The following is a 14,972-nucleotide window of genomic DNA, read 5'->3' as shown; positions in this document are numbered from 1 at the left end:
TGATTTTAAAGAATACTATTAAAAATAAGCTGCGAATCTGCGGCTAAATTCTTTTCAATCTTAAAGTATTCATACCCCTATCGCATCAAAGTAAAGTGTCCTACAAATTCGCGATCGTCTTGTACGTTCTTCAATTTCAAAATATACCAATAATCTCCTGTTGGCAATTCGAGACTGTTGTATTTACCGTCCCAGCCTTCACCTTCTCTTAAGCTAGCCACTTTTCGGCCGTAGCGATCAAAAATACTAATGGTTAAATCTTTGTAATTGATGGTATTCGTAGGCAACCACGTATCATTATTTCCATCACCATTAGGCGTAAACACATTCGGAACCTTGATATCAATGAATTCAAAGAAACGCGTCGCCGTCGCTTCACAACCATTGGCATCACGAACAATTACGGTATAGTCTCCCGACTTATAGTAAATAAACTTGTTGTTCGCACTAAAGCTTGATCCGTTGTCGAAAGAATACTGATAATTACCCGCTCCACCGGCTGCTGTAGCTACAATTTCATTCAAACCACCATCAGCCAAATTCAAGGTTAATTGTGCAAAACCTTTCACTTCAAATTGTGCCGTGATCTTTTCACATCCATTAGAGTGTCTTGCCGTGATGGTATGGAATCCCGGAGCAACATTCACAAATACATTACTAGCACGGAAACCCACTGCCCCATCTAGCGCATAATCCACATCGGCTTTGTTAAGGATACTCGGATCTAAAGTAACGGTTACGGTATTACTAGGTGCATTATTATCACAACCGTAGTCTACACTAGCTTTTGGATCTAAGTTCACGGATTTATCTAAAGCCACCAACCATTCTGCCGTACAGCCGTTGAAATCCTTAATATATACCGTATGATCACCTCCGGTTAAACCTGTAAAAGGGAATACGTTTTGTGCGGCCGTACCCGTTGTATAGGTTCCGTTTCTATTGTCGATACTTACGCTATAAGGGGCTACACCTCCGATGATGTTGATATCAAAAGCAGCATTGTTGTCTCCAAAACAAACTTCTTGCACTTCTGAACCCGCCACGGTATTCACAAAAATAGGTTGTGGCTCGGTGACATCTCTACTCAAAAGAACATAACATCCGTTTTGGTCTTGGACAATAATTTGGTACGTTCCTGGTGCCAATTGATCGAACACACCGGTATCAAAGAACTGATCCAATCTTGGAGAAATCGCATATTTGATGATGCCTGTACCTCCTGAAGCTGTGACGGTGATAATACCGTTAGCTGCTCCGTTACAAGTTACCGGCGTCACCACAGCACTAGCGGTTACTGGTAATAAAGGCTCGTTAATCGAGACAATACCGGTTGAAATCACATTACAATCATCACTATCCACGCGTACTTGGTAATTACCTGCCGGTAAATCAGTAAAACGTCCCGGAGTTAATTGTGTTGGCAGAGGAACCACTGGAGTACCCGCAGCATCCAATAATGTATACCCATAATTGCCTAAACCTCCGGTAGCAGTAGCGACAATCACACCACTTCTGTCACCATTACAATTGATTTTCGCATTTTGAACGTCTATGGCTACTTGTAACGCAGGTAGCGGTTCTATTTTAATATCATTCGAAACGACACTAATACATTGGTTCGCATCACGCACATAGTAACGGTAGGTGCCTACAGGAACATTCAATATCGTTGTTGCTGTCGCAAAAGTGCTATACAAAAGTGGGTTAGCAGAAACCGTAAAACTACCATCTGCACTATACGTATAGGTTCCTGTTCCTCCCGTTGCACTCAAAGTAAGCGTAGATAAAATTTTACACGTTTGTGTACTTGCCACTACCAAATTCGCTACGACCTCAGTTGGCTCTGCAATTACAATAGGCAACGATGTCGTTCCACAACCCCAACCGTCAGTAACCGTTACGGTATAAGTCCCTGCCCCCAAATTGGTAAACAACGGATTCGCTTGTGGCCCTGAACTGATCATTGGCGTAGCCGAAGTGGTAGTCAAGGTGTACAAGTAATTCGTGCCTTGACCTCCTGCTGGAGCACTTACGCTAATTGAGGCATTCGTATCGCCTTTACAAGTCAATAAAGGAGTGCTTGGCGTGGCGGTAAAGGTAATTGGTGTTGGGTTATTCAATACTACTGTTTTGAACACTTCACATCCTCTTGAATCTCTCACTTTTACCACATAATTTCCAGCGGTCAAGCCGTTAAAAGTACTAGTCGTACTCCAAGGTGAAATAGGAACAGCAGTTGAAGTTTCTTCCAATTGGAATTCATAACCACCTGGCCATCCACCGGTAGCGGTAGCCGAAATCGAACCGTCATTGTTTCCTGCAACGCAAGTAATTTCGGTATGTGTTTCGATAATTTGTAACAATTCATTCGGTCCGGTAATCGTGAAGTTTTTGCTTACGGTACAAGAAGGCGCTTGATTCAAGGTAGCCGTGATGGTATACGTACCCACAGCCAAATTGGTCAAGTCCACTACACCTGCTGCTGTAGAAGTACCACCTGGTAATGCATTCCCAAGAGCATCTACTAAAGTATAAGTAAACTCCCCTGCATTGTTTACTGGAGTAGGTACTCTATCCACTAGAGTCACTCTCGCACTTCCGTTGTTGTCATTTAAACAAATAACATCCACTACATTATCAACAAGCAATTCGAAGGTATTCGGGTTGTTTACATAGTGTACGCCGATAATTTCGCAATTGGTTACTAGGTTTCTAACTTTGATTAGATAATTTCCTATTGGTAAATTGGTAAAAGTTGCATTTGGTATGTTAACGATTTGAGTAGCATTATAATTTGTGCCATAAGAAGGGATAGTTCCAGTTGCAACATCATAAGTTACATCCTGAACGATGAACTCTAAGTTGGAAGGCGTACCTCCAATTGAAGTTACCGAAACAGCTATATCCTCAAGGTTAGTACACGTTATCGCATTAGTAACAGTCACATTCACTTTATCCAATTGCACATAAGGAGCAATGGTAATTGGAGCCGAAGTACCCGGACAACCATTAGTATCATAGACATTTACCACATAAGTACCTCCAGCATAATCGGCTTCGGTATAGACATTGCTACTACCGAATTGAACTCTAGATCCATTTTTAATGAATTCATAATTCAAGTAAGGAGTTGTTCCTCCTGTAACACCAGTTACCGTAATCGTGGCTAAATTTCCTGCATTTCCTGAAGTACAAGCGAATTGAACTGGGGTAATCGTTGGTACTATAATTTGTGCTGGTTGAGCAACAACTATGGTTTTAGATTCAGTACAACCTCTTGCAGAAGAAACTACTACAGTATAACCATTCACATCTGAAGCTTCTAATCCATTGAATAAGGGTGAATCTTGTGGCCCAACATTCATTGTTACTCCTGTAATTGATATTCCTGTTAATGTATAGGTATAAATTGGATTATCATTTACTCCAGGTGCTGGAGTATCCATAGTTGCCGTAATCGTACCGTCAAATCCTCCGTAACAAGTTACTGGGGTTGTCTCTAAATCAAAACCAGTGATTTCCGTTGCTGCTTGTAAAGTGATATCAGCGAAAACTTCACAACCCGTAGTCGTATCACGTACATATACCGTGTGAGCTCCTGAAGCTAAACCAGTAAATGGAGTAGTCATAGGGTACACACCACTATCAATTCTATATTCATAATTTCCTGAACCACCTGTTGTGTTCACCGAAACTACCCCATCATTCGTGGCACAAGATACTGGCGTAGTAACCGTTGGGGTTAAAATAAGTGGTTGACGAATCACGACTAATCCTGTTACTGTTGTTGGACAACCGTTAGCATCTTTTACCGTTACATCATAACTTCCTGGAGCGTTGACTACAAAAGTTGGGCTGGTTTGGAAACCACCACCAATGCTGTAGGTAAATGGACCTACTCCAGTTGGAGTATTGATAGTAAACGTATATGTTCCATTAATTGGATCTGGACATTCACTAAATGGCGCAACGGATATTGCACTTGGATTAGCATCTAAAACGATAGTTTGTGGTTTATCAAGTGGACAACCATTCGCATCTACAACATACACATCCCATACCATATTGGTTCCACCATTGGTATCTACCGTAAGTAAATTACTTAATCCATAAGCGGTTAATGCTGGTGCTGAAGAAGGACTTTGAAGCACCGCATATTTATACGTTGGTGTACCTCCTGTAGCCAAAACCGTAATCGTTGCATTATCATTGTTACAATTGATTTTCGTTGCAGTAGCCGTAAAATCTAAAGCTGCTGCCGGTTGGCTAATGTTTACATTTGCTGTTGCAGGACAACCTGTGATAGCATCCGTTACTACTAATGTATGCAATCCCGGTGCTAGTGCAGTGAATGTTAATTGAGCATTATTCACACCATTAACAATTGGCGCACTATCAAAAACATAATTATAGGTACCTCCAAAATTAGCCACATCAAAAGTAGCCGAACCATTGCCTGCACCAAAACAAGTCACATTTGTAGTAGCCGAAGCCGCAACCGTAATATTCGTAACTGGATCAACCGTAAACGACTCTTGGTACGTACAACCGTTCTCGTCAGTTACTCGGAAAATGTAATCTCCCGGAGGTAGACTAGCAAAACTTGCCGATACTCCACTTCCTGCGGTTGTTTGCGTTGGATATAAAGTTGTTGATACATTATTAAATTCAACAATATCAAAATCCAATGAACCTAAACCGCCTGTTGCCGTTACTTGTACCGTTGCACTATTAGCTGGACAAGTTGGCGCGGTAGTTACGTTAAAACTTAAATCCGTAGGCGGTGTTAATGCTGGAGTGGTAACATTTACTAAATTAAAAGTACAACCATTAGCATCACGAACAACGATTGTTGTAGTAGTAGCTAGTGGACCATTATTTACCGTGAAGGTATTGTCTCCAGTGAAAGATAAACCATTAAAACTGTAGGTATACCCAGTACCTACTGTTGATGGAGTTCCTCCTGTTGGAGGATTTACACTAATCACAGTAGTGGTACTACACGTGGTGTTTGCTGCTGCAGTAGCTGTAGCGATAAGAGGATCCGGCTCTTTAATTGTAATAGGCAAGGTAGCCTCTAAACAATCTTTACCATTACGCACGGTAACCACATAAGCGGTTCCTGCCACTAAATCTGTAAAAGTATTATTGGTTGTAAAAGCAGTTGCAGTTACTCCGTCAAATAAACTGTATTCATAAGGACCTACGCCCGAAGTTACATCAATAGTAATTGTTCCGTCATTTCCTCCATTACAACTAACGTCAGTTACTGTTGGTGCAGCAATAACAGTAGTTGGTATTGGATCAATAGTAAATGTTGCAGTTGCAGTACACGTACCATCATTTACTTCAAAAGTATAATTTCCTGCATCCAAACCGGTAAAGATCCCAGTAGTTGCCCCTGTCGTATTACCAACTGCTCCAGCTGTGATAGTATAGGTGTAACTACCTGCTCCTGCTCCGCCTGAAGCAGTAACCGTAACTGTTGCATTTGGTGTTGGCAAGTTACAATCTAATTCTTTGGTCAATGAAGGAGAAAGTTGCAACTGAGGACGTACAACATAATCTACAAAAGCTTCACAGCCGTTACCATCTTTGATGTACAATCTATAAGTTCCTGCTGCATTGAGCGTAAAAGTAGAACCATTTTGGTAAGCAGCTGTACCTAAACTGGCAATTGGTTCCACCTTATAAGTTGCAGGTAAAATAGTAGCTGTTGCTGAAGCATCAGTCACTAGATTTATAGTAAAGGCCGTACCATTATAACAGATTGGTGTTGGAACAGAAATTGCTGGTGGTGCATCTTGAAATAGGATTACATCATCCGATTTGATACAACCATAAGCGTCTTTAGCATACACATAATACGTTATTCCTGCCAAAGATCCTGCTTTTGTAAAAGTATTTCCTGGAACCCAATTCACATCTGAAGCCGAAGGAGGAGTTGCAGAAGTAGTAACTTGATAAGTATAAGGTCCCGTACCCTCTTTGGCTTGCCCTGTAATTATCCCTAAATCATTACAATTAGCATTCTTAATTACACTAGCGGTGATTGTTAATTCTACGGGTGACTTTTTGATATTAAAAGGTGCCGAAATTGCACTACAACCAGCATTAGCTCCAGATGTTTCTTGAACTAAAACATAATACGAACCAACTGGAAGAGTTCCTAAATTGAGTACATTATGTGTACCGCCTGCAGAAATAGTTGCTGTCCCTCCAACTCCTGTAATTAATAAATTTGTAAAATCTTCATAAACCTGATAATTTACATCTACCGAATATGCATTACCATTAAAAATATCAAAACTTACATTTCCATCATTTGCAGAAGTACAAGTAATGTTATTTGGCACAAAATTATTTATAGCTAAGTTTGTGGTTGATGGAATAGCTGTATCAGCTGTTTGATAATAATAACAATCTGTAGCATCATCAAAAACTATAAAAGTATAAGTAACCCCAGGAATTAGCCCCGTAAAAGTAGTTTTTTTACTATTTGGTGCATCTTCATCTTGCCAAGGTAAGGTAGTTGGTGGAGTATATGTTTGTCCAGCACCAGTATATACTGCAAAATGGAAAGGACCTGCACTCGCTAAAGCCGTACCAATTTTTACTTCTGCAGATCCTCCTGCACAAGTTGCTGAAGTATTTACATCAATAACTAATTCATCTGGTGGAGATGCAATTTTTATATTAGAAACTAAAGCGGAACAGCCATTAGCATCTACAACTCTAATCTGGTATAAACCAAAATCTACAATATCAAAGAAAGCTGACCCTGTAATATTTAATCTTTCATCATTGTATCCATTAATTCCTGTTACATAATAATTATAAGAAGGACTACCTCCAGTAACACCATTAATAATAATTTTACCTTTTACGATATTTGTATTAGTGCCAGTCCCATCATCTGTACACTTTAAATCTTCTGTGTCAAAATCAATTACAATAGGATCAGGCTCAGTAATATTAATAGTTTCTGTATCAATACAACCTTTAGCATCTGTTACTGTTACAAGATAATCTCCCGCAGACAAACCTGAAGTTTGTGTGCCGTAATTGATACCTGTAGTAGTATTCAATACATTAAACACAAATGGAGATTGTCCTTTGGTGTTATCAATGGCCATTGCAATAGCTGCTGTATCATCACCATTACAATTGATAAAGGCGGTTTGAGTTATACCAGGAACTAGGAATTCTGGATTAACAGGAGTTGTTACATCAATAGCCGTTGTAGTTGTATAAGTACAACCCGTAGTAGTATCGGTTACCGTAAAGGTATAACTACCCGCTGTATTTGTAGTAAATATACCTGTAGTTGCCCCAGTTATATTTGATGCTTCTGATAAAGGTGTTGTAATAGCATAAGTAAATAACCCAGAACCTCCACTTGGAGTTACCGTAATTCTTGCTGGTTCATCACCAAGAACACAAGTAATGTCTTTGTTTAAAACTGCATTCAAGGTTAATTGCGGAACAACTGTTATTGTAGCTGCAGGTACAATACAACCGTTACCATCTTTGATTCTAACGATGTAATCACCTGATGCTGTAACGGTAAAGGTATTCCCTGATTGAAAAGCACCACCATTTAAACTGTAAGTAATAGGTGTTACAATTCCTGCAGCTGGCGTTGTGTTATTGGCAGTAATAGTAAATGTTCCTACCCCTAAACACTGTCCTGCAGCTGTAGCAGTTACAGTTGGTGTTGGGTCAGTAGCAATGGTAATTGGCAAAATAAAAGTACATCCTTTGGCATCAATAACATGGGCGTACCATGAAGTACTTGTAGTAGGATTCAGATTAGCAATTGGGCTATTTCCATAAGCTCCTGGCGTTGTTGCCGAAGTAACAAAAGAGTATCTATAATTTGGTGTTCCTCCTGCAGCTAGTATTTCTACTCTTGCCGTTGCTACATTACAGTTGGCATTTTTATTCGAAACTATAGTTACGTCTAAGGATGCAGTTGGTTGTGTAATAGTAACAGATTTAAAATCAGTACAACCCGTTGTATTATCAGTAACACTAAAAGTATAGGTTCCTGCAACTAGACCTGTTAAAGTATGTACATCTCCTGTAGTACCCAAAGTGTAAGGTAAACTTGCTGGTGTAGAAGAAACCGTAATGGCATAATTTCCTGTGAGACTAAAACTAGAAACCGTGAATCTTGCAGAACCTGTTGTATTTCCAAAACAATCTACATCGGTCAATTTAGTCGCAGTAACTGCAATTGGGGTTAGTGCAGGTACGATATGTGATTTCGTTACATAACAACCATTCGCATCCGTCACTCTAAACACATAAGTACCGGAGGTTAATCCTGTAAATATTCCAGTTGTTGCTCCTGTTGTGTTTGTTACAGGTCCTGAAACAATTGTATAGGCCAATGGTGCAACTCCTGTACCAGCAGTTACAGGCACAGTTACTGTACTAGTCGTACTTGATGCAGGTAAACAATAAATTGGTGTATTGCTAATGGTAGCAATAGTTGGCGGATTTAGTTTATTCAAAATAATACTACCAGGAGTAACACAATTACTAGCATCTCTTACAGCGTAATTGATGGTCTGATCCGTTCCGTTATCGTTTACGACAAGTGTATTGGTGTTGGTAAAACTACCGCCATTAAAACTGTACTTATAAGGTGAGGTTCCTGTTGTAGGCACATCAATAGTTACCGTTGCAGCTTGCTTAGTATTGGTAGCACTACAAGTAAAAGTAGTCGCCGAAGCCGAAACTACTAAAGCTGTAGGATTCACAATCGTTACTCTAACTGGTAACGATGGACACCCTTTGCTATCAATTACTCTAACATCATAATCTCCTGCTGATAAACCTGTAAATTTATTGGTGGTTTGTGAAGCAGTAACAGGTCCTGTAATTTCGTAGGTATAAGCACTCGTAAACCCACCCGATGCCGTTACCGTAATGGTTCCGTCATTGGCATTATTACAAGTAATATCGGTTTTGTTGGTAGAAATCGTTGGGGTTGTTTTAGCCGTTACAGTAATTGTATTACTAGTGGCAGGACAGCCTTTGCTATCGGTTACGGTAAACACATACGTACCGTGAGTAGTAGCTGTATATGGGAATGAAGTTACAGTTGTAGCCGTACCACCATTATGAGAAACAGTATAAGTATAAGGTGTCCCATTTCCTCCTGAAACTACAGGATTTCCGATAGAAGCATCTACCAAACAAGTTAAATCATTCAATAAAGAAACAGTTAACCCTATTTGTGGAGCAATCACTATACTCGAAATAGTGTCATCACAATTCTTGCTGTCGGTTACCACTATCGTATGCGTTCCTGGCGCTACATTGGTAAAGGAATACGTCGTAGCAGCTGAGCTTACTGCTGCATTAGCATCTAATTTATAGGTAAAGGGTCCTGTACCTCCTGAAACAGTAACATCTAAGGTAGCTGGATTAGCGGTAGTGTAGCAATAGTCTGTTGTATTGGCTAAAGTTGCCGTTAAAGCTGGTGGTGCGGTTACAGTAACTCCTGCACCAACCGGGATTTGACATCCGTTAGCATCTTTCACAAAAACAGTATAGCTTCCTGAAGGAACATTGGTAAAAATTCCTCCGTTGTTACTATAGGCATAACCCGGTTTAACAGTTACGCCATCTGCCTGACGTAATTCGTATTGGTAAGTCGGAGTGCCTCCGCCCCCAATAGCGGTGATGGTTGCCCCTGTGGTACAAGTAGCGGTTTTCGTTACTGAAGCACTAAGCGTCACTGCTGCGGGCTGACTTATGTTTACGTCAAATGGTTTCGCACAAGCCGTAACTGAAGAACCTACTGGACGTACGATTACTTTGTATAAGTTACCCGCCAAATTAGAAACCGGTACAGGAGAAGCAAATAAAGCAGCACTCCATGTAGCTCCGTTATCTTTAGAATATTCAAAACCTTTAGTGGCATCAAAATTAGTTGCTACTATAGTAAATTCGCCATTGGTTAAACCATTACAGGTTACGTTTTTCGTCCCTGTAATTTGAGCGGTAAAGGCTTTACCGGGGTCGATAACTAGAGGGAAAGTTTTGGAGGAAATACAGGTTTTTGGGAGTTGGAATACTTTGATATCATCCAACAATACGTCATTTCCATTAAAGGCGTTGTTATATGATCTAATCACAAAACTTAAGTTATTGTAAGTTCCCGGATTTAATGACAATTCATTGTATTCCCATTTATCTGATTTGGGTACTACCCATGGGGTCGCTATCGGGGTAGTGGCCACCAAATATTCCGTAGGCAACCCTAAGTCATTAATCAACTGAATGGTTAATTTAGGGTCATCATAATTAGGTTTAGACTTTCTAATTAAATTTTCTGCCCATAATGAAATAATAACGGGTTGATTTGGAATTACATCATTTATGGGTTTACTGTATAAAATACCTCCAATACCAGCAGATTTTCCAATGTTCACGCATAAAAATCGCCCTAAAGGATCCGAAGGTAAGGTGTGATCTTTAGCCGTTAACCACACTCCAAAAGTGGTTTTGATCGAACTGGCAGCGGCATATTTCCCATCGTTGATTTGATAATCATTAATTTTACCACACAACGCGGGCCAAGTGACTGGATGGGGCGTCGTTTCGTCTTCAAAACAGTACAATGGACTAATTCCTGGGATGGTAGTATAGCCTCCTTTTCCGAAATCTTCAAACAACAAGTTACTGAATGTTGGTACCGAGTTCAATTTGTACTCCACCTTAATGGAATGTGACCCAGAAGGAACATTAAGGAATACATTATTAGGCACGTTGGTGTTTTTTACGTTATCCAAATAGTATTCATACGTATAAGAAGCATTCGCAGGATTGGCAACGGTTACCGTACTTGTAGCCGTACCATCACAATTGAAATCGATTTTTGGGGTCACGTTAACCTCAGGCTCAGCTGGTTCTGGGTCAATAATCACGGGGGCACTAAAAATACAATTGTTAGCATCTTTTACATATACGGTATACGTTCCAGGGGCTTTATAGGCATCGTTAACGGTAGTCCAAGTAGCTTGATTATCGAAACTAAAGAGGTAAGGGTTGGCACCTGCAAAAGGGGTTCCTCCTTGTGGGTTGGTGATGCGTATTTTACCTTCACGTGCTGGTCCACAACCTGCTAACTCAGACACCCCAGCAGAAGCAGTTAAGGCTATTGTAGGTTGGGAAATGGTAATAGCCGGTCTTGTCTCGAAACAGTCTACGCCGCTTAATCTGTAACGCAAAACAGGAGTATAGGTACCAGGGGCTAAGTCCGTAAACGAACCATTGGGCACAAATGTAGCGCCATTATCCTTACTAAAGGCCAAAGTATAGCCATTAGGATTGGTTACACTAAAAGTAATAGTTCCAGAGTTGGTACCGTAACATAAAATATCGGTTTTGGCAACGCTAAATTCGGGTTTAGGGTTGGCGCTTATGGCTTTATCGGGTATAGTGTATACACAGTTGTTTTTATCCACTACTCTAATGGAGAAGGTCCCTCCTGGACTCGGAATGGCAAATACATTACTAGTCACAAAAGGTTGACCATTAATAGAGTAATTATAAGGCGCTGTTCCTCCTTGTGCGGTAACCGTCAATTCACCGTCATTGCAGGTAATTGGTTTTGTAATGGCAACAGTAGCTGCTAATTGCGTAGGGGCATCAATTACAATTCGTTTTTTTCCTGAACATTGATTCTCAGTAATGGCTTCCACATCATAACTACCGGGACTTAGGTTACCAAATGTAAACTGATTGCCCATCTGCAACCCTGAAGTAGTGATTGGTGTAGTACCACCGGCAGGGTAAATGTTAAAGGTATATTGCGGCTCCACATCGTTAGCCACTACCAAAACATTTCCTTTGTCACCATAACATAAGGGTTGAGAAGCATTGGCTGTAACCGTGAAATTTCGTTGACGAATGGGTATATTGTTAATTTCAAAAACACAAACATTCCCGACAATTCCTGTTTGTCTTACATAAACGGTATAGGCATTTTGTGTCGTAATATTATCAAAGATATTGGATGCTTGATAATTAGTCCCATCAATACTGAATTCATAGCCTGTACTCGGTACATTATTCACAATAATTTTACCTGGAGTGGCACAAATAATATCCGTAGCAGTAACATCAAAATTTAATGTATTTTGATAGACATTGAAATAGAAGCGGTTAAAACATCCACCTTCATAATTAATCGTTACTCGGAATTGTCCAGCGGTATTGGCTACAAAATTAGGGCCATTGAGTCCCGCCGAAGTCCAAGTACAACTAGTATCTTCATTGGCACACAAATCGGATAAATTAGCAGGTATGGGTGGACAAGTGGTAGTTTCCCATACAATACTTGTTGCCCCGGTAATTCCGGTGGCAATGGTTCTTGAGCTTTTAGAGCCTGTTAATCCGCATAAAAATATTTTGGGTAATTCTTTCCCATTATTAGGACAAACGGTAATCGTTCCATCAGGATTTTTGTTGTCTGCGAAAGCAATAATTGGATTTACCACAGTGCCGCCAAAAGGAGTTACTGTAAAATCTTCTTTATAGTCTGTACAAGGCGCAATCCCTACCGCATAAACTCGGTAGACTCCCGGTTGCGTAACGGTCACGGTTTCGGTAGTAGCTGCAAACCCAAAAGGACCGCTCCATGCATAACTAGCATAACCACTAGGCCCTGCAAGCGTTTTGCTAGCTTGACATAATACTTGTTTCTGTGAATAAATACAGTCATTAATCCCCACTAAAAAGTTAGTCGGTTGCGGCAACCCTAAATTACAGCTGGTAAATTTCGAAATACTAGGGTCATCCGTTATTTGGGTAGGATTAACTACTCCTTTATACGTGGCATAAGCCGAGTTTTTAATGACATTATCACAACGATCCACTAAAGCATCACAATCAGGTTTTACTTTTACTTTAAACCGAATTTCAGAGCGTATGAAAGGCCCACCCGGAGTTAAACTCTTTAAAACTAAAGCATCAGGAATATTGAAAATCAAGGTTCTCGTTCCTGCATTATAAGAATGTGTAACTCCCGCTGGTAATGAGGCTACATCAATATCTCCTGGGTAATTAAAATCAACATTCTTTGGTAAAATATCTTTTATGGTAAAACCTGTGGCATCATCATTCCCTTGATTTTCAAAACCAATCACATAGTTTAATTGTTGTCCTAAAATCACATTCGCATTACTAGCGTCTGCTCCAGTATTATCAAATACTTCTTTGGTCAGCAAAATGGTTGGTTCGATGATATCTACGGCAAAGGTGGTTACAAATGCACCGTAACCGTCTCCTGTTGTCGTAAGACGAAGTGTTGCATCGGTCTCGCCATTTGGAATTACTTCATTTAAGGCATTGGGTACTATGACATTATCAATATCTATTCCGAGGGTATTGGTACTGTTAGGTACTCTATTTGTTACATCAAGCCCGTTGTTAGTTATGGATGCATTGAAGAAATTATCTGCTGGATTTTTAGCATCACTAATAGCGGTAAATAGTAAAGGGACACTTAATGCCTTAAATTGGAAAGTATCGCCTTTATTACCTGCATCACCTTCAAGGGCTGCTACGCCAATTTTGGCATTAACAGGAAGAGGAGAGGGTAAGGTTTTGAAACCACTGACTTGAAAATCAACTAAAGGAAGGTATCCCGGGGTGTTAACATCTGGGTTTACCCCTACATAACCATCGAAAATGGATATGAATTTACTAGGTACTGTTGGACTTTCATACACTACTACAAGTGACCATCCTCCTGCTCCACCACCGTCTCTTTTACCTCTAGCCGCTCTTACATTTGCTACCGTATAAGGCCCGTCTGCATCGGTCAAATTAGTAACAATGGAAGTCACATCTTTAAAACAAACATAAGGGGAATCTTTGAAGGAATCGCTTACATTAGGACCGTTGTATTTATAACCATCAAAAATGATTTGGTCTGCTACGATATCTTGATAATTCCCATTTGGAACTTTGAACTTAATTTTGTCAAAATTGGCATCTCTAAGTGATCCATCGTACTTTGTTTTTCTATCTGTACTTCTATCATACGGATAGATAGCTGACCAATACAAGCCTGCAAAAACAATTCTCTTACAACTATTATTAATAAAAAGGTTGGCAGTACTTGAACTGAAAGTATTATTGTCACCATCAATATCAATGTATTCTACATAAAATTTATTATTATTATCGGGTCCTGTATAAGGTATGTTGGCTTCTGTAGTCAAAGCTGCTAAATTGGTCACTGTACCTGTATAGGCAACTCCATTTACCGGAGGTGCTGGGCTAAATATTGCTGGATTGGTATCGCTTCCATCTCCTACTTTATTGATTACAGTATTCCCAATTAAAACTACATCTCCTTTAACTTTAAGATACTTATTACCATTACCGTCATTGAGTCTAGCAGAAAAAGCTTTTCCTATCTGCCCATAAGAAAAAGAAGTCATCAACACCAGCGTCAGTAGGGTGAGCGCAAATCGGTGCCTAGTAGGGCTTGGCTTTTGAGAATAGGACAATCCTCCATTCCTTGTATCAAAACAGGAAACAATTTTACTTGAAAAGTGGGTACAAAACTTCCAAGCGAACTGGGATATAGTAGTAGGTTTTTTCATGGTTTATTATATGGTATTTCAATCTGTCGTTACTTTCTTTGGGGAAAAAAGCTGCGACAGAAAATCATTCGTTTCTAGCATTTTATGTTAATCGTACTCCTAATGGGACCTCCCATTTTTACTAGGATGGGACTCCCCTTCACCCTCTTTAGCCCTGCGCTCCCCTTCTCCCTAAACTAAGGGATTTTAGAGTGCTTCGCTCGTTCCTCTTTCGACTCATGTCTAGCGTAACGATTCTTGATTTTAAACTGGGTGCCCAACTATAAAAAAGACTTGCTTTTCCTTGGTTTACCGTTTTGAAATCAACACTCATTACTCAAAAACACCCCTTCACTT

Annotated in this window: 1 protein-coding gene; it reads right to left on the bottom strand. The window is 40.0% G+C overall.

The features are described from left to right. Positions 1-77 precede the first annotated feature (77 nt). Complete coding sequence (locus ACSVH7_RS03110) at positions 78-14,636, bottom strand: T9SS type B sorting domain-containing protein (protein ID WP_438065227.1); 14,559 nt, start codon at positions 14,634-14,636, stop codon at positions 78-80. Positions 14,637-14,972: the final 336 nt, after the last annotated feature.

The organism is Flavobacterium sp. TSSA_36, from assembly GCF_051547165.1.
In the GTDB taxonomy this organism is placed as follows: Bacteria; Bacteroidota; Bacteroidia; order Flavobacteriales; family Flavobacteriaceae; genus Flavobacterium.
Note: the sequence above shows the minus strand (reverse complement) of the source record. Positions and strands in the feature narration are given on the sequence as shown.

Coding starts and splice junctions, on each gene's coding strand:
- ACSVH7_RS03110 (WP_438065227.1), bottom strand. CDS start 14,636: ATGAAAAAACCTACTACTATATCCCAGTTCGCTTGGAAGTTTTGTACC.